Origin of the sequence: Mesorhizobium sp. B1-1-5, from assembly GCF_006443065.1 — a bacterium.
GTDB lineage: Bacteria > Pseudomonadota > Alphaproteobacteria > Rhizobiales > Rhizobiaceae > Mesorhizobium.
Genome location: NZ_VFWS01000015.1, coordinates 42,523 through 63,454, shown reverse-complemented (window position 1 = coordinate 63,454; position 20,932 = coordinate 42,523). Strand labels below are relative to the sequence as shown.

The 20,932-nt window shown below is 63.1% G+C and carries 21 protein-coding genes; 14 read left to right on the top strand and 7 right to left on the bottom strand.

Going from position 1 to position 20,932, the window contains the following annotated elements:
- Positions 1-164 precede the first annotated feature (164 nt).
- Positions 165-4,391, bottom strand: a complete 4,227-nt coding sequence (locus FJ980_RS08445) for a cytochrome P450 (protein WP_140542455.1) — start codon at positions 4,389-4,391, stop codon at positions 165-167.
- A 117-nt stretch (positions 4,392-4,508) separates the two neighbouring features.
- On the bottom strand, positions 4,509-6,290 hold the full coding sequence (locus FJ980_RS08440; protein WP_140542454.1) for an adenylate/guanylate cyclase domain-containing protein: 1,782 nt from the start codon (positions 6,288-6,290) through the stop codon (positions 4,509-4,511).
- Positions 6,291-6,704: 414 nt separating this feature from the next.
- On the opposite strand from FJ980_RS08440, the gene FJ980_RS08435 reads away from it, so the two are divergent.
- The 3 genes from FJ980_RS08435 to FJ980_RS08425 all read left to right on the top strand — a co-directional run bounded on the left by FJ980_RS08435 (position 6,705) and on the right by FJ980_RS08425 (position 8,360).
- Entirely contained in the window at positions 6,705-6,962 is a 258-nt protein-coding gene (locus FJ980_RS08435; protein ID WP_140542453.1) for a PepSY domain-containing protein, read from the top strand.
- Between the two features lie 84 nt (positions 6,963-7,046).
- The gene (locus FJ980_RS08430; protein WP_246676359.1) at positions 7,047-7,775 is read left to right on the top strand and encodes a lysozyme inhibitor LprI family protein; all 729 of its coding nucleotides are present in this window, start codon (positions 7,047-7,049) and stop codon (positions 7,773-7,775) included.
- 99 nt (positions 7,776-7,874) lie between these two features.
- Complete coding sequence (locus FJ980_RS08425; protein WP_140542452.1) at positions 7,875-8,360, top strand: hypothetical protein; 486 nt, start codon at positions 7,875-7,877, stop codon at positions 8,358-8,360.
- A 66-nt stretch (positions 8,361-8,426) separates the two neighbouring features.
- Here FJ980_RS08425 and FJ980_RS08420 read toward each other — a convergent pair whose 3' ends face one another.
- Positions 8,427-10,307 carry a murein L,D-transpeptidase gene (locus FJ980_RS08420; protein WP_140542451.1) on the bottom strand — a complete coding sequence of 627 codons (1,881 nt, stop codon included), beginning with the start codon at positions 10,305-10,307 and terminating at the stop codon, positions 8,427-8,429.
- Between the two features lie 222 nt (positions 10,308-10,529).
- On the bottom strand, positions 10,530-11,276 hold the full coding sequence (locus FJ980_RS08415; RefSeq protein ID WP_140542450.1) for a 3-oxoacyl-ACP reductase family protein: 747 nt from the start codon (positions 11,274-11,276) through the stop codon (positions 10,530-10,532).
- A gap of 99 nt (positions 11,277-11,375) precedes the next feature.
- Between FJ980_RS08415 and FJ980_RS08410 the strand changes: the two genes are divergently transcribed.
- Both FJ980_RS08410 and FJ980_RS08405 read left to right on the top strand, forming a co-directional pair.
- Positions 11,376-11,987 carry a TetR/AcrR family transcriptional regulator gene (locus tag FJ980_RS08410; RefSeq protein WP_140542449.1) on the top strand — a complete coding sequence of 204 codons (612 nt, stop codon included), beginning with the start codon at positions 11,376-11,378 and terminating at the stop codon, positions 11,985-11,987.
- Between the two features lie 173 nt (positions 11,988-12,160).
- Positions 12,161-12,562 carry a rhodanese-like domain-containing protein gene (locus FJ980_RS08405; RefSeq protein WP_095765408.1) on the top strand — a complete coding sequence of 134 codons (402 nt, stop codon included), beginning with the start codon at positions 12,161-12,163 and terminating at the stop codon, positions 12,560-12,562.
- Positions 12,563-12,570: 8 nt separating this feature from the next.
- Here FJ980_RS08405 and FJ980_RS08400 read toward each other — a convergent pair whose 3' ends face one another.
- Positions 12,571-13,479, bottom strand: coding sequence for an alpha/beta hydrolase (locus tag FJ980_RS08400; RefSeq protein ID WP_140542448.1), 909 nt, complete (start codon positions 13,477-13,479; stop codon positions 12,571-12,573).
- 47 nt (positions 13,480-13,526) lie between these two features.
- Between FJ980_RS08400 and FJ980_RS08395 the strand changes: the two genes are divergently transcribed.
- Positions 13,527-13,979, top strand: a complete 453-nt coding sequence (locus tag FJ980_RS08395) for a MarR family transcriptional regulator (RefSeq protein ID WP_140542447.1) — start codon at positions 13,527-13,529, stop codon at positions 13,977-13,979.
- 12 nt (positions 13,980-13,991) lie between these two features.
- On the opposite strand, the gene FJ980_RS08390 is transcribed toward FJ980_RS08395, so the two are convergent.
- A complete protein-coding gene (locus FJ980_RS08390; RefSeq protein WP_140542446.1) occupies positions 13,992-14,603 on the bottom strand; it encodes a pyridoxamine 5'-phosphate oxidase family protein in 612 nt (203 codons plus the stop codon).
- Positions 14,604-14,750: 147 nt separating this feature from the next.
- On the opposite strand from FJ980_RS08390, the gene FJ980_RS08385 reads away from it, so the two are divergent.
- Positions 14,751-15,206: a nuclear transport factor 2 family protein gene (locus tag FJ980_RS08385; protein WP_140542445.1), complete on the top strand. Its 456-nt coding sequence runs from the start codon at positions 14,751-14,753 to the stop codon at positions 15,204-15,206.
- Here the strand turns inward: FJ980_RS08385 and FJ980_RS08380 are convergent.
- The gene (locus FJ980_RS08380; protein WP_140542444.1) at positions 15,203-15,556 is read right to left on the bottom strand and encodes a DUF971 domain-containing protein; all 354 of its coding nucleotides are present in this window, start codon (positions 15,554-15,556) and stop codon (positions 15,203-15,205) included. The two genes, FJ980_RS08385 and FJ980_RS08380, sit on opposite strands and share 4 nt — an antisense overlap.
- A gap of 198 nt (positions 15,557-15,754) precedes the next feature.
- On the opposite strand from FJ980_RS08380, the gene moaA reads away from it, so the two are divergent.
- The 7 genes from moaA (at position 15,755) to FJ980_RS08345 (ending at position 20,901) form a co-directional block, all read left to right on the top strand.
- Positions 15,755-16,750, top strand: coding sequence for a GTP 3',8-cyclase MoaA (moaA, locus tag FJ980_RS08375; protein WP_140542443.1), 996 nt, complete (start codon positions 15,755-15,757; stop codon positions 16,748-16,750).
- A gap of 55 nt (positions 16,751-16,805) precedes the next feature.
- Positions 16,806-17,300: a hypothetical protein gene (locus FJ980_RS08370; protein ID WP_140542442.1), complete on the top strand. Its 495-nt coding sequence runs from the start codon at positions 16,806-16,808 to the stop codon at positions 17,298-17,300.
- A 113-nt stretch (positions 17,301-17,413) separates the two neighbouring features.
- Entirely contained in the window at positions 17,414-17,770 is a 357-nt protein-coding gene (locus FJ980_RS08365) for a hypothetical protein (protein ID WP_095765401.1), read from the top strand.
- A 123-nt stretch (positions 17,771-17,893) separates the two neighbouring features.
- The gene (locus tag FJ980_RS08360) at positions 17,894-18,814 is read left to right on the top strand and encodes a DMT family transporter (RefSeq protein ID WP_140542441.1); all 921 of its coding nucleotides are present in this window, start codon (positions 17,894-17,896) and stop codon (positions 18,812-18,814) included.
- A gap of 5 nt (positions 18,815-18,819) precedes the next feature.
- On the top strand, positions 18,820-19,452 hold the full coding sequence (gene mobA / locus FJ980_RS08355; RefSeq protein WP_140542440.1) for a molybdenum cofactor guanylyltransferase MobA: 633 nt from the start codon (positions 18,820-18,822) through the stop codon (positions 19,450-19,452).
- Entirely contained in the window at positions 19,449-19,964 is a 516-nt protein-coding gene (mobB, locus tag FJ980_RS08350; RefSeq protein ID WP_140542439.1) for a molybdopterin-guanine dinucleotide biosynthesis protein B, read from the top strand. Before mobA ends, mobB begins: the two co-directional genes overlap by 4 nt.
- A 151-nt stretch (positions 19,965-20,115) precedes the next feature.
- Complete coding sequence (locus tag FJ980_RS08345; protein WP_140542438.1) at positions 20,116-20,901, top strand: ABC transporter substrate-binding protein; 786 nt, start codon at positions 20,116-20,118, stop codon at positions 20,899-20,901.
- Positions 20,902-20,932: the final 31 nt, after the last annotated feature.

Sequence of the window (20,932 nt, the reverse complement as noted above, 5' to 3'; positions counted from 1 at the left end):
TCTCGGCGACTTCGCCGTAGCCTCTCGGCGACTTCGCCGTAGCCTGCTCGGCAGCTTCGCCGTAGCGAGCTCGGCGCCTTCGCCGTAGCCTGCCCGTCGACTTCGCCATGTACCCGCCGGTTCGTCGCTTTCGAGAAACGACGAACTGCTTTCAGCGCACCCGGTCAGAGCCGCGAGATCAGATAACGCAGCGCCGACCGGCTCGGCATGAAGAAATAGCCGCCGCCTTTCGTGGTGACGAACTGCGGCACATCCTTGAGCACGGTGACCTTTTCCCAGGATGGGATCGAGAACCGGCCGCCGCCGCCCCGCGCGCCGATCGTCGGATCCGTCTCGCCGACCAGGCCCTGGAACGAATTGGACGAGACCCAGGTCTGCTGGATGAACTCGTATTGGCGTTCGATATCGGCGTTGAGGCACATGAACAGCAGGCCCTTCTCCGTCTTCCCGCCCTTGTCCTTCTTCTCGTAGGTGCGGCCGACGCGCAGGATGCGGTGGCGCTTGCCGATCCTGATCTGCGTCTCGCGGTCCTCGCCAAGCGAATCGCGCGGATTGGAACGGCGTATGTGGGAGCCGAGCGGACAGGCATGCCCCTGCGGATCCTCGGCGCCGAGCGCGAAATCATTGTCGATGCCGCGGCCCGGGCGTCCGTTCGGATTGCGCACCAGCGAGCTTCCGTCCTGCCAGCGACCGAGCATCTTTGCCGCCACCCAATGCGGGGTGATGGCGGCGTCGCCTGTCTCATTTGCTGCCTGCGTCGCGGCCTTCCTGCAATAATCGTCGAACAGTTCGACATGCTGCTCGAACTGGCGCAGGACAAGGAAGGTGCCGTTGCGGCCGAAATCGCGCGGCGGAGGCGGCTGCCCCGGTATCTGACGGTTGCGCCGCACCTGCGACAGGACGCCGGTTCGGTCCAGCGCCGCGTCCACCGACGGCGAAGCCGGGTAGAAGCCGTGCTCGTCGCGGTAGCCGAACAGGAACTCGCCCGGTGCCAGCAAATGCATCGGCGCGGCTCCCTTGGCGGCGCGCGACGTGCCCCGAACGATCGGTTGCGAGATGCCGTCGACGAAGCCGAAATGCTCGACGGCCCGCTTGCCGTCGCGCCGCACCATAAGCGGCAGTTCGGCGGCCACGGCCATCCCCGCGCCTGTCGTCTGTCGCTTCATGGCCGCGATCTCCGCCTTCAAAGCGGCCGGCGTCCCGGCATAGCAGACGATGACGACGTCGGCGGGATTGGCGGGCGATCCCCACTGCCATTTGTCGGGGGCGTCGGGACCCGTGTCGTTGAGGATGCGGCTGCGCTCGGGCGTTCCCATGCCTTGCCGGAAGGCGACAGGAAACGTGTCCAACGGCTCGTCGTCGACGCCGCCCTCGAGCCCCAGCCGGCGCAGTCCGTTGGGGCCGAACGCCACGGTCATGGCGCGGCCGGCAGGCACGCCGTCGCCGAAGCTGGTTTTTTCGGTCACGAAGTCGAGCCACGCCTTGCGCTTCGTTGCCGGCAATCCTTCCGGCACCTGGATCGCAAGCATGTGCGCATGACCGAGCGCACCGAACGGTCCGAAGAAGATGGATTGGATTTCACCCGATTCCAGCTCTTCGAGCGGCGCGGACGGCAATTCAGGCAGGCTGGTCGCGTCCGCCGGCTGTGCTTGCGGGCGCGGCAGCGAACCGAACAGGCTCAGCCAGTCGCGCGCCTCGTTGCCGGTTGCCGATGCGATGCCGCGCCTTATCCTGGAGTTGATGCGGATGCGCGGTGTGTTGAGGTGCGGATAGGCGCTGTACCAGAACAGCGTCGGCACCTGCTGGCGCCGCGCCCAGCGCTTGAAACGATCGCCGTCGCGCGCGCCGTCCAGGAACAGCCAGCGCGTGCGCGGATAGCCTTCGGTGTTGCTCCACACGCCGGTCAGGCCGGCCGAGGCCTTGGCGATGAAATCCTCCAGATAACTCTCCCAGCTGCCACCGTAATTGGAGAAGAACACCAGCCTGTCGGTGCCGGGCAGCAGCACCCAGCGGGCGAAATGAATGGTGTTGATGGTGGCGAGGAAGCCCGGCCTGAACACTTTCTGCGCCGATATCGAGATCAGGTAGAAGGCAAGCCTTAGCGCCAGCCGCCGCAAGATCCCCGGCTTCATCGTCGAGATCGCCGTCAGGTTGTTCTGCGCGCAGTGGTCCTCATTGGCGAGGATCTTCTCCAACGCGCCGATATCGACCGGCGTATTCGCCGGCCGGTCCTTGTCTTCGAGCCGCCGCAACGCCAGGAAGCAAAGGCCTACGAACAGAGCCAGAATAGCCAGCAGACCGAGTACCGTAAGCAGAAGCGCGGCACCGGCGATCGCGATGTTGGCAATGGTGATGCCATGCGGGTTCCCGAACACGAGCACATAAGTCATGCGCCAAAAGGCGAGAACGACTATCGCGACAGTGGCGAACATCGCCGGCGTCAAAAGCGTCGTCGTCAGCGCGCGCGACCAGTGGCCGGGCGGCCTTTCCAGCAGGCTTTCGGCGGGCTCGAACGCCCAGTCGAATTGCCCGAGGCAGCGGACATGCCGGCGCGCTTCGGCCAGCACATCCATCGCGTTGCCGGCGCCCGCGCGCGGCTTTTCGACAATCTCGCGCACGCTGTCGGCCAGCCGCGCCTCGGCAAGGATGCGGCGTACGGAATGGCCGGGCGTGCCGGAAAAAACCAGCCCCGCGGCGCTGCCGAAGGACGGCGAAATTTCTATATGGTTCTTCTTCAGGAAGTCCTCCAGCGAGCCGCCGTCCGGCAGGCCGCAGACATCCCTGAAGATCGGCCGCAGCCGATGCCCGATCGATTGCGCAATGGCGGCAATGACGTCGTCGGTGCTGCCGTCGCCGGAGATTTCGAACACCAGCGCGCCGGTCTCGGTCCCGTTTTTTTTGTCCCTGCCGATAGGCGCGACGGCCAGGCTGGTGAAATGTATGGTGGCGACCTTGTCGAGCGCGGCGCTGATCTCGCCGATCGCGGGATTGCCGAGGTCGGCGACCTTGTCGCGCACCGCATCGAGCGGCATGGCGCGAGTGATCGGGCAGACAACCGTCACCATCGATTGGTCGGTGGTGCGGCAAAGCGGCGGGCGCTCGAAATCGACCTTGAGGCTTGCCGGGTAGGCGCCGACATTGACCATCTTGCCGGCCCTGCCCCGCGCGCGGGCGAGCTTCGGTTTGCCGAACAGCGCGCGGATGCATTCGCCGATCTGGATGCGGGCGATCTCGGCGCCGATGCACAGATGGATGCCGTAACCGAAAACCATGTAGTCGCGATGCGGGCGCGACGTATCGAACTCGTTCGGCCGCTGCACGATCTCCGGATCGAACATCGCTGAAAGCGTCGCCGGCATGACCACCGTTCCGGCCTTGACCAGGCGCTCGCGACGCGTGCCCTTGCCGATGACCGCGTCACGCCTGGTATAGCGCCAGGGCCCGATCCAGATCGGCTTGAACCGCATGGCTTCCATGATCGCCCGGTCGAGCTTGTCGGTGTCGCCGGCCGCGATGGCCTCATCCACGGCCTGCCGCGCATCGGATCGCGACAGGATCACATCCAGGCAATTGCTGCCGGCAAGCACGTTCGTCGGCACAAAGCCCGCGACCATGCCGAGCATGATGGAATGAATGTCGGGCAACGACAGGCGCCCTTGATCCATCAGCGCGACGAGGCGGGCAAGCGGCCGGTCGTTTTTGCCCGTTCTCTCCCTGACCGCGGCAATCGAACGGTTTATGACCTTGATCAGCCGATCGCCGCCGACCACGGCAAGCTGGCGCGTGGTGGGACTTGCCGTCGGATCGGAAAAGAACAGCGCGCTGAGCGCGATCGACCAGTCGGCGAACTCGGTCTCGTCGTCGATCTCGAGGCCGAAATAATCGCGGCAGATGCGCACCGGCACGATCTTCATCAATCCGGCGATGGCATCGAAGCCGGGGCTGGCGCGGGTCATGATGTCGTGCGAATGGCGCTCGGCGATCGGCCTGACGGCGGCTTCGACCTCCGCCGGCGGAAACGCGCTCAGCACCGCCGATTTCATCTGCCGGTACGCGGCGCCGTCCTGCATGCCGAGAATGAAATTCGAACCCCGGGCGAGTTCGGCCATCTCCGGCCCGTAAGGCGTTTCGAACTCGTCGCCCCGCTCCAATATATCGCGAACGTCCGCGCCTTTGGTGACCAGCAGGAAATTGCGGAAGCCGAGATTCGGCCAGAAACGGCGCAGCAGCGCCAGCAGCCAGCGCGGATCGCCCAGAAGAAGACCGGCGATGCGGGAAGCAAAGCCGCTCTTGGAACGCAGCCGGTTGATGTCGAACGGTGGCATTTCGGCGAGCGGACGCTGGCTCTTCTGAGCGGTGCGGACGGCGGCGAAGTACTTCAAAGTGATCATCGCGTTCAAGCCCCCCGGCTATCCATGTCAATGCGATGCCGGCATTGTCTGGCCTAGGTTTGCATCGGTCCGGCGTATGTGAATTCGTTCACAGTCATTTGTTGTCGGCCCCGGCGATCATGCGGCAGACTTGGCCCGATCGAAATTGCCGATCAAGAAATTGTTCTTGGCCGGGTCCACGAACGGTATCCAGCGTATCCTCTGCTCGGAAAAATCGGGGTGCCTGGTCATGAAAATCGCGAGTTCATGCGCCGCCTCGTCGCGCCGACCGCTTCTCATCAGGGCGCCTATCTTCAGGAATCTTGCGTAAAAGTAGCCTGGCGACAGGTTGAGCGAGCGCTCGGCGGTGGCGATCGCGGCCTGCCAGTCCTCGACGAAGCAATAGGCCGCGGCCAGTTCCCCCAGATTGTGGAAGCGATAGAGGTCGAACGGGCTCAACCGCTCGGTGTCCAGGAAGAACGGTATCGCGCCGGTCGCATCGCCAAGCAAAAGATACGCGCTGCCCATGGCCGAGCGGGCGAAGGCGAAGCTCGGATTGATGTGGATCGCTTCGGCAAGATGCTCGGCTGCCAATGCCGGCAGGCCGCGCATGATGTCGGCGGCGCCGAGATAGGCATGCGGACGCGCATCGAGGCTGTCCATCAGCAGCGCCTTGCGCGCAAGCGTCTCGACTTTCTCCAGATCGTCGCTGTCGCCGAAACGCAGCCAGGCCCGCCAGAAATACCACCATGCGAGCTCGTTGAGCACGGCGCTCGAATTCGGATCTTCCTGGTAGGCCTTGTCGAAGAAGTCGAGCGCGATTTCGGTATCGCGACGTGTCCGCCTGTTCATGTGCCAGCGGCCGCGCCTGACCAGTTGCCAGGTCTCGAGGCTTTCCCACGGCACCTGGAACGTGCGCGCCTGTTCGGCGCGGTCGACCTCCTTGTCGAGGATGGAAACGATCTCGCTGCCGATCTGGTCGCGCAGGCTGAAGATGTCGACGAGGTCGCGGTCGAAGCGTTGCGACCAGACCAGGCGCCCATTCGAGGTATCGGTGAGCGACGTATTGAGGCGGATCTGCCTGTTGGAGCGCGCCAACGTGCCGCTGACGATGTAGCGGGCGCCCAGCGCGTTGCCGATGAGCCTTGTGCCGAGGCTGTCGTCGCGAAACTGGAAGCTCGAGCCCTTGGCGATGACCGAAAGCCAGCGCGTGTTGGAAAGACCGTAGATGATGTCCTCGGCGATACCGTCGGCCATGTAGCCGACATCGGGTTCGCTGCCGTTGCCCTGGAACGGCAGCACGGCGATTGCCGGGGGGCCCTTGGCGATCGGCCTGGAATGACCGGGCGTGGCGGGAATGGAAGCGAAGGAAGCCGTCGCGGCAGGGCCGTTGCCGCCGCGACCGGCGATCAGGACCCGCACCGGCAGGGCGATGTTCTTCAGGCTGAACTCGCCGAGATCGGTGAAGACGGCCGCCGTCTTGTCCCTCACGTGATGCCACGTCGTCGCCGAGATGGCGACGCCGTCATGCGGCGCGAATTCCTGAAGCCTGGCCGCGATATTCACGTCGTCACCGTAGAGACGGCCCTCACGGACGATGACGTCGCCGGTGTTGATCCCGGCGCGAAAAGGCATGCGCATGTCCTCGGCGACAGCGGCATTCAGCGCCACGACCCGGGCCTGGAAATCGAAGGCTGCCCGCAAGGCTTCGATTGGATTGCCGAATTCGGCCATGATGCTGTCGCCGGCATCGCCGAACGTGCGTCCGCCAAATGCGCCGCAACTGTCGGCGATGATGTCGCGCCGTTCCTCGAAGGCGGCAACAGCCAACTCGTCGTCGATGCCCATAAGCCTCGAGAATCCTACGGCGTCGATTGAAATGATTGTCGCAAGCTGACGGGTATAGTTCCGTTCAGCCATGATTGAGCCCCCAGTCCCGCTGCAGTCCAGAACAGGCGACCTGCGCTCAAAGAAACGCATCGCCGGCTGCCGACGGAAATCCTCGGCAGGCCCGGCGCACTGTTGCCACCCTGTTATGACCAGAATTCTATCAGGGTCTTGGCGAAAGCTCTACCACGAACAGCTAATATGGCGAATTCACCCTCCGGCGCATGGTTAGTCGTTCGTTACGTCAGGAGACACATCCGAAGCGCGACTTTACCATATGAAATTATTATACTTTCTCCGCCAGGCAATATTGGCCGGTTCCTGCCGGCAAGAATCGGCTTCATCGGGCCATGCGCTGCAAAACTCCGTTATTGCAGCGCTGCGGAACCAACCCGCCTGCGTGCGAGTTTCTGACGGCACTGACGCCGACGAGATTTGAGGGCTCTCATGCGCACTGTTGTTTCAGCAACCGGTATCGCTTTCCTGCTTATCAGTGGACAAGCCTTTGCGGCGGACGACCAGCCACTGCCGCCGCAAAATGCCAAGAAGCTCTCGGAGATCGTCGCCAAGGTCGAGCACCGTACTGACTTCCGCTATGTGAAGGAGGTCGAATGGGATAGCGACGGCTACACCATCACCTACTACACGACGGACAAGGCTAAGGTCCAAATCACCTACGATCCCGTGACCGGCGAACCCAAATAGGCCTTGTTGCCTGCCTCCGCCATTCCGAAGGACCTGCGTTCGGCATAGACTTGATCATCGAAACAGGCCGGACGGACGACAGACATGCGGCTTCACATCAGCGCAATCGCCTTGCTTGTGGCCGCATCGGCGCTTGGGACATCGATCCCGGCGCGCGCGGACGGCCCGTCCTTCGATTGCCGAAAGGCGCAGTTGCCCGCCGAAAAGGCGATCTGCGCCGACCCGCAAATGTCGGCCATCGATGCTTTGGTCACCAAGGCCTATGCCGGCTTCGAACCCGCCTTCGGCGGCGACAAGCGCGGGATCGCCAGGGGATTGGCCGCCGACCGGAATGCCTGCAAGACGGACGCAGCCTGCATCGTCAGCGCGCAGAACAATGCGTTGCAGACTTACAGCAATGCGCCGCAATGGGTGCAGGACTACAATATCGCGCTCATCGGCAAGAAGGCGCTCGACTTTGCGGCAAGGACGCCGAAGCCAACCGATCAGCCCCTGCCCGTGTCGATCGGAAAATGCGGCTTCACCCATATCACGGCGCTGACGACAAGGCTGGGCGACGACCCGCTGGAAACCGCCAGCCCGGAAGCCGGCAGCGCGGCGCGATTTACCAATGGCGGCACGGCGGTCTCCTATGGCCGCGAACCCGGACTGGCGAGTTCCAAGGTCGGTGATCCGGTCGTCATGTGCCTGATCGCGATCCCGCGCGACTGTCCGAAAGACGATCTGCGCGGCATGGTCTATTACGCCGTCGACCTCGCGTCTAAAGGCACATGGGCCCTGCCCGACTCGCAGCATCTGTGTGGTGGCGCCTGAAGACCTTGGCGCCGCGCGGAGCCAGCGCGACGGACCACCCTTGCATCGTCACAACTTTGGTGGCTGACTGCCCGCCATGATTGCGGGCACGGGGGGTGCATGGCAATGATCGGCTACGTCCTGAAGCGCATCCTGATGGTGCTTGTCGGCTATCTGGTCGCGGTGCTGGTCGGGTTGATCGCCGTGGTGGTGATCTACGCGATATTGAATTCGCTGCCCAATGCTCCGGGTTACTTCGAGCTTATGGCGTTCACGCCGGTCGCCGCGCTGGTGGTGCCGCCGCTCGGCATGTTCATCTACTTTCTGGCGATCATCCTGACGGGTATGCAGACGCTGGTCTTTGCAATGATCGCCGAGTTCTTTTCGCTGCGAAGCTTCTGGCTGCATATGCTGTTCGGCGCCGCTGCCGCGGCAGCCGGTTTCATGCTGATCTGGCCGGACGCCGCCGATGATCCGGAACGCTGGGCCGACATGGGCATCATCGCCGCCGGCGGCCTCGTGGCCGGCCTGATCTATTGGCTGATCGCCGGGCGCAACGCCGGCTTGCGCCGGCCGTTGATCAAAGCAATTCCAGGAAAAGTGTGAAGCGGTCAGGCTCGGCGGCTTCGCCGTAGCCTTCCGTTCGAAATTGCTTGATAGTAAAAAAAGCGCTCAGCTTGACGGCGTGCGCACCGCTTCGGTCGCGTCGAGCGCCTGCATCAGCTTGGAATCGCGGCCATAGACGTCGTCGAAATATTCGACCTTGCCGGACATGTCCGGCCATGCGGTGAAATAGGCGACATAGACCGGAATGACGCGCGTGACATTCTCGGTCGAATGGCCGTGCTTCAGCTTCTCGGCGATATCGTCGACCGTGGTGCCCAGCACGGCGGCGGCCATGCCGCGCGGATCCTGCAACCGGACGCAGCCATGGCTGAGCGCGCGCATGTCGCGCTCGAAGAACGATTTCTGCGGCGTGTCGTGCATGTAGATGGCATGCTTGTTGGGGAAGAGGATCTTCAATTCGCCCAGCGCATTGGCCTCGCTCGGCTGCTGCCGCACATTGAACGGAATGTTGGCGCCATAAGCACCCCAATCGACCGCCGCCGATGGGATGCGCTTGCCGCGCGAATCCGTCACCTCATAGCCGGCGCGGTCGAGATAGCCCGGATCGCCGCGCAGCCTTGGCAGCATCTCGTTGACGATGATCGACTGCGGCACGCCCCAATACGGATGGAAGTCGACCTGCTTGATCTGGTTGTAGAAGAAGGCGGTCTGGTTGGTGACCCGGCCGATGACCGCGCGGGTCTTCAGCTTCTCCTCGCCACTGTCGATATAGCTGGCGGTGAAGGCGGGCTGGTTGATGAAGACGCGCGGACTGCCGAGATCAGACGGCATCCAGCGCAGTTCCTCGAGCGCGACCTTGACCTTCTCGACCTTGTCGGCCTTTGAGGCGCCGGCCAATGAAGCTACCGTGCGCGGGCCGATGACGCCGTCGCCCTTCATGCCGGCGCGCTGCTGCACCGCCTTGATCACCGGCACCAGCTCGGGATCGTAGAACTCGCTCTTGCCGAGCCTCGCGAGCACTTCGCCATAGCTGCCACCCATCTCGTCATCGAGATTACGGGAAATAAGCGTCAGCAATTTCGGCAATTCCGGGCTGCTCTCGCCAGGCTTGAGCAGGAGCTTGGGATCGACGACGATCTCGTTTTCCTCGCTCGCCTCAAGCGCTTCCAGTTCGACGCGCAGCGCCTGGTATTCGGCATTCTGCGGATGCCGCGATTCGAGATAGGTGCGGACCTCCTGGGTATGCGCCAGCGTCTTCAGCACGCCTTCGAGATCGAGCGGCTTGGCCGGGAAATCGTAATAGCCGGTCATCCGGTTGGGATCGACGCGACCGCTCTGCGCATCATGGGCATAGCGCAGCACGCGCGCCGACAGCGCCATCTCGAAACGGACCAGTTCCTTGGTCCGCTCTTCCGGTGTGGCGGCGGAATGAGCGGCTGCCGGGACATCGACGGAGTAGTCGGCCGGCGTCAGGCCATAGCTCGCCGCCTCCCCCAGGACGCGCACTGCATCCTGCGCCCGGCTGTTGGGGGTATCGTCGCTCACCCAGATGAAATCCGGATTGGCCGAATAATAGGCGATCAGCGCCTTGGCGATATCCGGCTCGGCAAACAGCTCATACTCGCTCAGGCCAGCGACGGCATCGCGGAAGCTGTTGCTCGTCACAGACGGCACAAAGGCGGCGTCCTGAGCGGCCGTGGCCTGCGGTGCCGGCAGCAGCGATTTGAAATCGACACGCACAAGCTTGTCGGCCCTGTAGGTGTTGTAGGTCGGACCACTGATCCTGACGCTGCCACCATCCTCTCCGGCCGGCCGCATCTTGCGCGGCTTCGGCGGCGGCGGAAATTCACCTTGCGGGTTATGCCGGATGCCGCCGCCGAACAGCATGTCGAACAGCCCTTGCGCGCTTGCCGGCTGCTGCCCGAAGGCAAGCGTCGCCGCGATCGCGACCGGCAGGACGGTTCGTTTGTTCCCGAGGATTTTCATGCTTCACCCGCACCGGTTGTGGCCGGTTCCCGTTCCGCGCCGCTGGACGGTCCCGCCCTCCGCATGGCGGATGTATGACGTGACTATACCGATTCATACCGATTTCGTTAAGCTTCCATAAATTTTCGCGGCCGTGTTGCAGAACGGTTTCACATCCTTGTGAGACTCGAGGCAGTGGCTGTCCTCGGGCCTCACACGCATGTGGCGGTGTCGAAAAAACAATCAGGCGTTGGCGCCGCCGTCTATGGTCAACGAGGCTCCCGTGACGAAGCGGCCCTCAGGACTCGCCAGCCACGCCACCATGCCCGCGATCTCCTCGGCCTCGCCGAAGCGCGGCGTTGCCATCTTGCGGCGCTGATGCTCCGCATGTGGCCCGTTGGCGGGATTCATGTCGGTGTCTGTGGAACCGGGATGAACAATGTTGGCGGTGATGCCGCGTGGGCCGAGGTCGCGCGCCAAGGCCTTCGTCAAGCCGATCAGCGCCGCCTTGCTGGTCGAATAGGCGCTGAGCCCAGCATCGGTGACCCGCTCGGCCAGATTGCTGCCGATCGAGATGATCCTGCCCCCGTCAGCCATGTGTCGGGCGGCGGCCTTGGAAGCGACGAAAGGCGCTCTGAGATTGACCTCCATGCTCTCGTCGAAATCGGCGAGCGAGAGGGAATCGATCGGCGCGGCGCGCCATATGCCGGCGCTGTTGACCAGTATGTCGAGCCGCCCGAACGTGTCCACCGCCCGGTCGACGGCACGCTCGATCGCTTCGGCATCGCGACCGTCTGCCCTAATGGCGACCGCACGCCCGCCGGCCGCCTCGATCTCGCCAACGACAGCCTGCGCCTGCGCTTCCCCAGTCACATAGGTCAGCGCGACGCTGGCGCCCTCACGCGCCAGTCTTTTTGCGATTGCCGCGCCAATGCCGCGGCTGCCGCCGGTCACAAAAGCGGCCCTGCCGCGCAGCTGGTTGGAAGTCATTGATTTTTCCTTTGTGTAACGATCGATACATAAATACCTGTCAGCCTTGCCCGTCATCGTCAAGTGAATTATGTAACGATCAACACAGAAAAGAGCGCCATGTCGGAAAGAGGCCGTCCCCGAAGTTTCGATCGAACCGCTGCGTTGCGGCGGGCGATGGAGCTGTTCTGGGCCAAAGGCTATGAGGGAACCTCGATCGCCGACCTGACCGCGGCAATGGGGATCGGGTCCCCCAGCCTCTATGCCGCATTCGGCAGCAAGGAGGCGCTCTTCCTTGAAGCGACCGAATATTACACGCACGCCGAAGGTACCGAGATCCGGGCGGCGCTCGACAAGGCGCCGACGGCATGCCAGGCAGTGGAGAACTTCCTGCGACAGACAGCCAGGGCCTACTCGCAGGGCGATCGCCCGCAGGGCTGCCTTATCGCGCTCGGCGCGCTGCATCAGGACTCAAGCAGTGGCGCGATCGGCGCTGATCTGCGCCGCCGCCGGGCGGAAAACCGGACCGCCTTGCTGCGACGGCTCGAGCGCGCCGTGGCGGAGGGCGAATTGCCGGCAAGCTTCGACAGCGGCACCGCGGCGACCTTCTATGCTACGGTTCAGCACGGCATGTCGATCCAGGCGCGCGACGGCGCAACCCATGCCGCTCTTATGGCGACCGTTGCCGGCGCCATGGCGGCGTGGACGACGATGGCCGGCGCTAGAGCATGATCCCGAAAAGTGGGAACCGGTTTTTGGAGAAGATCATGCTCCAACAAAGAGTTAGATCGTGACGGCGGTTCAACGAAACGCCATCACGATCTAACGCCTGACCCCGTGACAAACGTCAGTCTTTGTGATCGAAATTTCGGCGGCCGCAGCAAGCGTGGCCGGGAGGATTTGCCGTGAAGAAAGGTTATCGCCAGCTTCTCGACGAGGCGAATGCCGAGATCGAGGTCGTGTCGCCTGAGGAGGCAGCGGGGCTGCTGGAGGATGAGGACACGATCTTCGTCGATCTGCGCGACCCGCGCGAGGTCGAACGTGATGGCAAGATCCCCGGCGCCAAGCATGTAACGCGCGGCATGCTGGAATTCTGGATCGATCCCGAAAGCCCGTACCACAAGCCGTTCTTCGCCAGCGGCAAGACCTTCGTCTTCTTCTGCGCCGGAGGCTGGCGCTCGGCTTTAGCCACCAAGACGGCGCAAGACATGGGCCTGACACCGGTCAAGCACATCCTCGGTGGCTATACCGCCTGGAAAGCAGCTGGCCTGCCCGTAGAGCCCGGGCAGAAAAAGAAGGCGGACTGATAGGTCGGTTAATGCAGCGCCGCTTCGCGCTGGCCAGTCACAAAGCCGACCGCGCGCGCGACGACGTCCCTGTCGGCGAGGATACGCCGGTGGCCAAGCCCCTCGGCCCAATGCAGGTGGACATGTTCACCGGCAGCCGCATAACCCCTGGCATGGTCGGCATGGACCTCGCGATCGTCCGGCGCGTGGATGACCAGTGTTGGCACCGACGCTGCGGCCAGTTGGCGGTCGCCGGTGAATTCGCTGAGCGGCCGCCCGGATAGATGCTTCACCCTGTCCGCCATCGCGACGCGCGAGCGCGGCCCGACATTCATCATATCGCTGAAGTCGTCGAAGATTGCAGGCAGCGAGCTCGGCGCCGCAATCAGCACCAGTTTTTGCGCCGCAAGCGGCGGCATGCCCTTGACCGATGCGGCAACGGCATTGGCGGCAATCGCGCCGCCGAAGGAATGGCCGACGACGGCGGCAAAGGGGCCGAACCATTCGCCGGCGACCCGCGCCGCGTCCACGGCAGTCACCATGTTGAGATGGCGGCCGAGCGAATGGCCATGCCCAGGCAGGTCGAGCGACACGACCTTGTAGCCGGCGCCGCGAAACCCTTCGATCAAAGCGCGCATATATTCGGTACGCGAGCGCCAGCCATGAATGACGAGCACCGTGCCGCGCGACTCCCTGCCCGGCTCCGGCCGGAATTCATGCACTGCGACGCAATCGGTCCTGGTTTTCAGCCTGTGATGGCGCGCCTCGGTCATGAAGGCAGAGGCACGCTCCACAGCGCGCCGTTCGCCGTCGCTCAAGGTCTTGACGTTTGGTGTGCGGCAAAACAATTCGAAGGCGGCGCGGCCGCTAAGACGCGGCGCAACATGCTCGGCCGCGCCGAAAACGCCCCGGATGACCTTCATTCCAAATGATGCCATATTGGCAGTCCATCCATTCGTTCAAGCATGAACATAATAGTTCAAACATGAACATTAAGCAAGAGCTACCCTGGGACAACCCTCGCTTTCGCAACTGGGTTGCGGTGGCGCGCGCCTGCCATGTGCTGGAGCGCACGCTGGCGGTGAAGCTCGCCCCGCTCGACCTCAAGCCGGCGCAGCTCGACGTGCTGATGAACCTCTACCGCCACCCCGGCATGTCGCAGCACGACCTTGCCCGCAAGCTGCTCGTCGGCCGCTCCAATATCACCATGCTGTTGCCGCAGCTCGAGGCCCGCGGGTTGCTGCGTCGCGAAGGCGACGAGAAGGACAAGCGGGTGCTGCGGCTGAACCTCACCGAGGCGGGCGAGTCTCTGCTCATGAAGGCCCTGAAGGTCCACATGGCGCTGATCGAAAAGGCAATGAGCCAGTCGACGCCGGAGCAGTGCGACATGATCGGCGAGCAGATGCGCAAGATCGCCGACGTGCTGAAGGAAGCCTGAGCCGGCTTCCGATCACCACAAGGTTTTCTTCGCCCGCTCCGGCCATTCCCTGTCATAGGCCTCGGCATCGATGTTCTTGCGGCTTGTGACCTCGAGGATCTGGCCGGGCGTTGGCAGTGACTTGGGATCGACATGCCTAGCCGGGTTCCAGAGCTCGGAGCGCACGATAGCGCGGGCGCATTGGAAATAGACCGTGTCGATATCGATGACGGTGACCGAGCGGGCCGGCTTGCCGTCGACCGTGAAGGACGCGCATAGATCCGCGTCGGTCGTGATGTGAGCGCGGCCGTTGATGCGCAGCGTGGTGCCCGAGCCCGGCACCAGAAAGAGCAGCCCGACACGCGGATCGCGAATGATGTTCTTCAGCGAATCGGCGCGGTTGTTGCCGCGCCTGTCGGGCATCATCAGAGTCTTGTCATCGACGATGCGCACGAAGCCGGCGAGATCGCCGCGCGGCGAGCAGTCGAGGCCCTCAGGCCCGCTGGTCGCCAGCGCCATGAAGGGCGAAGCCTCGATGAAGGCGGCATATTCGGGAATCACATGGTCGAGTTCCTTGACGACCGAAGCCTCGCCCGGCAGACCGTAGAGCGCTTCGAGCTGTTCGACCGTGGTAATCTCAGACATTTTCCCGCCTCCGAACCTTTGCCGGCGTTACCCCAACTCTATGACGTCCTCGCGACGTGCCAAACCTGACAATCAGGAAACGGGTGTCGACACAATGATTTCCGGCGCAAACCGTGTTCACCGTACAAAACGGACACGGAGATCGACATGGACAAAGCAGTTGAGCGGCAAAGCACCGCCATGGAACTTCTCGAAAACATGTTCGACGTTGAAATGCGATTCCTGCAATCGGGGTCGGGCAACATCGAGATGCTGACCAGCGCCTTCCACAGGGATGTCGTCGTGCATGAACCGCACTCACTGCCCTATGCCGGCGACTGGAACGGCCTTGAAGGCATCGCCTCTCTTTTCCAGACGATGCACGAAAGCTGGAGCGGTGTTGCGGTGGAGAACCTTCAGGCGGCGCAAAAAGATGACGTCGTCTTTATGAGCTGCACGCTTTCGCTGACGGCGCGAGCCAACGGCGTGACGATCAGGCAGCCGTTTGCCGAAGTCCTGCGCTTCAGGGATGGTCGGCTGATTGAAGGCACACCCTTCTACTACGACACCAGCGAGATCCTGGCGGCCCTGGCCAAGCCGAAAGACGCGGACAGGATGGCCTAGCGGTCGCGGCTCAGCCCCTTCTCCTGAAGTTCGGCGAGATAGGCATTCCAGCGCTCGTCCTTTTCGTGGCCGAGGGTGTGCAGATAGTTCCAGGTGAAGATGCCGGTGTCGTGAAAATCGTCGAAGGTGATGCGCACGGCATAATTGCCGACCGGCTCGATCTTCAGGATGGTGACATTGCGCTTGCCGGGCACCGTCACCCGTTGCTCCGGCGAATGGCCCTGCACCTCGGCCGAGGGCGAAGCAACGCGCAAAAGTTCGGCCGGCAGTTCGAATGGGTCATGACCGGGAAAGGTGACGGACAGCAGTTTTCTGTCCTTCGAGACTCTGAGTTCCTTCGGTGCCGTCATTGTCGTCCATCCTGCATCAATCCGCCCTTCCCTACGCTGCTTCGCTCAGCCGGAAAAGGTCATTTGGACCTTGCCGACATCGGATGTCGGCCGGGGAATGTTACCAAAGATCAAGACCGTCTATCTTGAATGCGGCATTGGATCGTATCACATAGCTGTATATAACGGTGCCGCTCAGGCCATGGGAAACGTTTGCAAATGGACATGATCGACCCCTTCGGTCGCACCATCAGCTATCTGCGCGTGTCGGTCACCGACCGCTGCGATTTTCGCTGCACCTATTGCATGGCCGAGGACATGACGTTCTTGCCGAAGAAGGATCTGTTGTCGCTCGAGGAGCTTGACCGGCTCTGCACCGTTTTCATCGAGAAAGGCGTGAAGAAGCTCAGGCTGACGGGCGGCGAGCCGCTGGTTCGCAAGAACATCATGCATCTGGTGCGCCAGCTGTCGCGGCATCTCGAAAGCGGCGCCCTGGAAGAGCTGACGCTGACCACCAACGGCTCGCAGCTGTCGCGCTTCGCCGCCGAGCTCGCCGATTGCGGCGTCAAGCGCATCAACGTCTCGCTCGACACGCTCGATGCCGAGAAATTCCACCAGATCACGCGCTGGGGCAATCTCGGCAAGGTGATGGAGGGCATCGATGCCGCGCAGAAGGCCGGGTTGAAGATCAAGGTCAATGCGGTGGCGCTGCGCGACTTCAACGACGCCGAGATCCCCGAGTTGATGCGCTGGGCGCATGGCCGCGGCATGGACCTCACCCTCATCGAGACGATGCCGATGGGCGAGATCGAGGCCGACCGCACCGACCAGTATCTGCCGCTGTCGCTGCTGCGCGCCTCGCTGGAGCGCCAGTTCACGCTCTCCGATATTCCTTACAAGACCGGCGGCCCGGCTCGCTATGTCCACGTCACGGAGACCGGCGGCCGGCTCGGCTTCATCACGCCGATGACGCATAATTTCTGCGAAAGCTGCAACCGCGTGCGGCTGACCTGCACCGGCACGCTCTATATGTGCCTTGGCCAGGAGGACGCCGCCGACCTCAGGGCGCCGTTGCGCGCCACCGAAGGCAACGAGCTGCTCGGCGAGGCGATCGACGAGGCCATCGGCCGCAAGCCCAAGGGCCATGATTTCGTCATCGACCGCCGCACCAGCCGTCCTTCGGTATCTCGGCACATGAGCGTCACCGGCGGCTGATTTTTTCTACGATTTGGTGCAGGATCACCTTCGGTCATCGACCAAAGGGGGGATCATGAAACGTCCGCAGCGCATCGGTTGGTCGTCGGTAGCGGCCATCTTGTCCCTGTCGACAATCATGGCGGCGGCCGCGATGGCCAAGCCCTTCACCTACGTGAATGCGCGGTTCGGCCAGTCCTGCACTTTTCCCGACGACATCTTCAACAAGCCGATGCCCGAGCCGGAAAATGGCGACGGACAGCAATGGCTTAGCGCCGACGGCGCCAGCCTGACCTGTTCCGGCATCTACAACGTTGACAACGACACGCCGCAAGGTTTCGTCGTCCAGGAGAAAGCCAGCACCGAACCGGGTTACAAGGTCACCTACAGCAAGACCGGCAAGAACTGGGCGGTGCTCTCCGGCACCAAGGACGGCAACATTTTTTACGAACGGCGCCTGTTCGGAAAGGACGACGTCATTCGCACCGTCTGGATCGAATACCCTGCCGCGCTCAAGGCAAAATACGACCCTTTGGCCGGCTCCATCGCCAGGACCCTGCGCGGCCCTTGAGGTCAGCCTGGCCGCACTGAAAATAAAGCGCTGGCGTCGCCTTCCGGCCGATTTACCGCCGACCTTTTACAGCCTAGCCTTCGCGCAGGATTTTCGCTCTAGGGGGAGTGCACATGCGCACATTCATGCTTTCACTGGCAATGCTTGGGATTGCTTCCGTATCGGCTGCGGCTCAATCGATCGGCGGCACCTACACCGTCGCCGGCACCAATTTCGACGGCTCGAAATATGACGGCGAGGCAACCATCACGCTGACCAGCGACACGACCTGCACGATCCACTGGGAAACCGGCGGCTCGACCTCGGATGGCATCTGCATGCGCAACGACAATGCATTTTCCGCCGGCTACGCGATGGGCAAGGAGATCGGTCTCGTCGTCTACAAGATCGAGAAGGACGGCTCCCTGCACGGGCTGTGGACCATCGCCGGCCAGAACGGCAACGGCACCGAGGTGCTGACGCCTAAGTAAGGCTTCCAAAGCTCGGCAAATCGATCTCATGGCCACGCAGAAATTCGTGGCCCATTTCTTTGCCGTTGCTGTTTTCCGGCTGCCTGCTAGACGGCTGAATTAAAATTGAATCCGGAAACGCCTTTGCCCCTCTCGCCAAATCTGCGCGGCGCGCTGTTCATGATCGTGGCCATGGTCGGCTTCACCTTGAACGACGCGATCACCAAATTCTCGTCGGAATCGATGAACATGGCGCAGGTCATGCTGGTGCGCGGCGCCTTCGCGTCCTTGTTCGTCGGCCTGCTCGCCTGGCGGCGCGGCGCGCTTGCCAATCCGGCGGCCATGCTGCAGCCGATGGTGGCGACGCGCGTGGCAGGCGAAGCCGGCGCCACGGTATCGTTTCTGATCGCGCTTGCGCATTTGCCGATCGCCAACGTCTCGGCCGTGCTGCAGGCGCTGCCGCTGGCGGTGACCATGGGCGCGGCGCTGTTCTTCGGCGAAGGCGTCGGCTGGCGGCGCTGGCTTGCCATTGCCATCGGATTCACCGGCGTGATGATCATCGTGCGACCGGGCTTCGAGGGCTTCAGCGTCTATTCACTGCTGGCATTGACCAGCGTCGCCTGCTGCGCGGTGCGCGATCTCGCCACCAAGCGGATCCCCGAGGCGATCCCGACCATGCTGGTGTCGACGGCGACCGCGCTTGCCATGACGGTGCTGGGCGCGCTGCTTTTGTCGCCGATGGGCGGCTGGACGCCGATGAGCGGCCGGGCGACCACGCTTCTGGCGCTGGCGGCGGTGCTGGTGGTCATCGGCTATCAGTTCATCATCATGGCGATGCGCTCGGGCGACATCTCCTTCATCGCCCCATTCCGCTACACCGCGTTATTGTGGTCGATCCTGCTCGGCCTCGTCATTTTCGGCGATATCCCCGATACGCCAATGACCGTCGGCGCCGCCATCATCATCGGCTCGGGCCTCTATACGCTCTACCGCGAGCGCGTCGTCGGACGGCAGCAACCTGCCGCCGAAAGCGCTGGACCCGACATGGCACCGGACGGCAAATAGGCGCGATGGACCGAACTGTTGCGGGGATCATTCTGGCCGGCGGCCAGTCGCGCCGGATGGGCGGCGGCGACAAGCCGCTCCTTTCATTGGGCAAAGCCAGGCTGATCGACCATGTCGCCACGCGACTGAGGCCGCAGGTCGCCACACTGGGGCTCAACGCGAACGGCGATCCGGCGCGATTTGCCGGCATGGACCTGCCGGTGATCCAAGATACGATGCCGGGCCATGCCGGCCCGCTCGCAGGCATTCTCACCGGCCTCGACTGGGCGGCAACGCAAACAAGCTGCCGATGGCTGGTGAGCGCCGCCGGTGACACGCCGTTCTTTCCCGGCAATCTCGTCGAGCGCCTGGTGGTGGCAGCGCTCGATCGGCCCGGCACGATCGCCGTCGCCAGCTCGGACGGCAGATGGCACCCGACCTTCGCGCTCTGGCCGCTCGGCCTGCGCGACGCCTTGCGTCATTTCCTGGTCGACGAGGACAACCGACGGGTTTCCGCCTTCATGGAGCGGCACGGCCATGTCGAAGTCGAGTTCGCCATGATCGAGGCTCGCGGCCAAAAGATTGACCCGTTCTTCAACGTCAACACACCGGACGACCTTGCGGCGGCGGAGCGTCTGTTGCAAAGCCTCGGGCCATGAGACGCATATTCGGCATCACCGGCTGGAAGAACTCCGGCAAGACGACCCTGACGGAAAAGCTGGTCGCCGAACTGGTGGCGCGCGGCTGGACGGTTTCGACGGTGAAGCACGCCCATCATGACTTCGATATCGACAAGCCGGGCGCCGACTCCTTCCGCCACCGCCAGGCGGGCGCGACGGAGGTCGCCATCGTCTCCGGCCGGCGCTGGGCTCTGATGCACGAATTGCGCGAGGAAAACGAGCCGACGCTGGACGACATCCTGGCGCGGCTGTCGCCCTCGGACATCGTGTTGGTCGAAGGCTACAAGCGCGAAGCGCATAAGAAGATCGAGGCAAGGCGGCTTGAAGCCAAGGATCGGACGCCGCTTTCGGCCGACGATCCCAACATTGTCGCGGTCGCCGCCGATTTCACGGTCGAAGGCGAAAAGCTGCCGGTTTTCGACCTCGACGACACGAAATCGATAGCCGACTTTGTCGAGCGCAGCACAGGTCTCGTGGCTCAAACCAAGTAACGCAGCGGCACATCCCGATTGTCGTTTGCCGTTGAATTGCAGTTGCTTTTTTCTCGCAAAGAGTGGGAGTATCCGCCTCAGCGGGTGGTCAAGAAACGGCCGCCCACAAGAGCCGCACGGGACAGCGGCCATGACATATGAGAGGATTATCATGCGTATTGCACTGCGTATCGCGCTTGCCGCTTCGGCCGCGCTGCTGACACTCGGCGTCGCCCAGGCTCAGGAAAAGACCCTGAGGATCGGCACCGAAGGCGCGTACCCGCCCTTCAACAACCTGACCTCGGACGGCCAGCTGGTCGGCTTCGACATCGATATCGCCAAGGCTCTCTGTGACGAGATGAAGGTGAAATGCACCTTCGTCGCGCAGGATTGGGACGGCATCATCCCGGCGCTCCAGGCCGGCAAGTTCGACGCCATCGTCGCCTCGATGTCGATCACGCCCGAGCGCCAGGAAAAGGTCGACTTCACCCACAAATACTACAATACCCCATCGGCCATCGCCGTCCCGAAGGATTCGCCGCTCAAGGGCGTGACCAAGGAAGACCTTGCCGGCAAGAACATCGGCGTCGCCACCACAACCACGCACTACAATTACGCGTCGAAGACCTTCACGGACAGCACCATCAAGGGCTATCCGAGCAGCCCCGAGGAACAGGCAGACCTCGCCAATGGCCGTCTCGATGCGATCGAGGACGACATCGTCGTGCTGCAGCAGTGGCTGGATTCGCCGGACGGCGCCTGCTGCAAGATCCTCGGCCAGCCGTCGCCGCAGCCGGTGGAAATCTTCGGACCGGGCGCCGGCATCGCCGTGCGCAAGGGCGAGACCGATCTGGTCAACAAGCTGAACAACGCGATCGACGCCATCCGCAAGAACGGAAAGTACAAGGAAATCAACGACAAGTACTTCAAGTTCGACGTCTACGGCGCCGAATCCTGATCGATACGCCAAGGGCGGTGAGGCATCCCTC

Bases quoted from the DNA above. Each gene is read 5' to 3' on its own strand.
- FJ980_RS08415 (WP_140542450.1), bottom strand. From the start codon at position 11,276: ATGACTTCCAACCAGCTGCGCGGCAGGGCCGCTTTTGTGACCGGCGGC.
- FJ980_RS08345 (WP_140542438.1), top strand. From the start codon at position 20,116: ATGCGTATTGCACTGCGTATCGCGCTTGCCGCTTCGGCCGCGCTGCTG.
- FJ980_RS08440 (WP_140542454.1), bottom strand. From the start codon at position 6,290: ATGGCTGAACGGAACTATACCCGTCAGCTTGCGACAATCATTTCAATC.
- mobA (WP_140542440.1), top strand. From the start codon at position 18,820: ATGGACCGAACTGTTGCGGGGATCATTCTGGCCGGCGGCCAGTCGCGC.
- FJ980_RS08430 (WP_246676359.1), top strand. From the start codon at position 7,047: ATGCGGCTTCACATCAGCGCAATCGCCTTGCTTGTGGCCGCATCGGCG.
- FJ980_RS08390 (WP_140542446.1), bottom strand. From the start codon at position 14,603: ATGTCTGAGATTACCACGGTCGAACAGCTCGAAGCGCTCTACGGTCTG.
- FJ980_RS08385 (WP_140542445.1), top strand. From the start codon at position 14,751: ATGGACAAAGCAGTTGAGCGGCAAAGCACCGCCATGGAACTTCTCGAA.
- FJ980_RS08425 (WP_140542452.1), top strand. From the start codon at position 7,875: ATGGCAATGATCGGCTACGTCCTGAAGCGCATCCTGATGGTGCTTGTC.
- FJ980_RS08410 (WP_140542449.1), top strand. From the start codon at position 11,376: ATGTCGGAAAGAGGCCGTCCCCGAAGTTTCGATCGAACCGCTGCGTTG.
- FJ980_RS08395 (WP_140542447.1), top strand. From the start codon at position 13,527: ATGAACATTAAGCAAGAGCTACCCTGGGACAACCCTCGCTTTCGCAAC.
- FJ980_RS08370 (WP_140542442.1), top strand. From the start codon at position 16,806: ATGAAACGTCCGCAGCGCATCGGTTGGTCGTCGGTAGCGGCCATCTTG.
- FJ980_RS08400 (WP_140542448.1), bottom strand. From the start codon at position 13,479: ATGGCATCATTTGGAATGAAGGTCATCCGGGGCGTTTTCGGCGCGGCC.
- FJ980_RS08445 (WP_140542455.1), bottom strand. From the start codon at position 4,391: ATGATCACTTTGAAGTACTTCGCCGCCGTCCGCACCGCTCAGAAGAGC.
- FJ980_RS08365 (WP_095765401.1), top strand. From the start codon at position 17,414: ATGCGCACATTCATGCTTTCACTGGCAATGCTTGGGATTGCTTCCGTA.
- moaA (WP_140542443.1), top strand. From the start codon at position 15,755: ATGGACATGATCGACCCCTTCGGTCGCACCATCAGCTATCTGCGCGTG.
- FJ980_RS08435 (WP_140542453.1), top strand. From the start codon at position 6,705: ATGCGCACTGTTGTTTCAGCAACCGGTATCGCTTTCCTGCTTATCAGT.
- mobB (WP_140542439.1), top strand. From the start codon at position 19,449: ATGAGACGCATATTCGGCATCACCGGCTGGAAGAACTCCGGCAAGACG.
- FJ980_RS08420 (WP_140542451.1), bottom strand. From the start codon at position 10,307: ATGAAAATCCTCGGGAACAAACGAACCGTCCTGCCGGTCGCGATCGCG.
- FJ980_RS08380 (WP_140542444.1), bottom strand. From the start codon at position 15,556: ATGACGGCACCGAAGGAACTCAGAGTCTCGAAGGACAGAAAACTGCTG.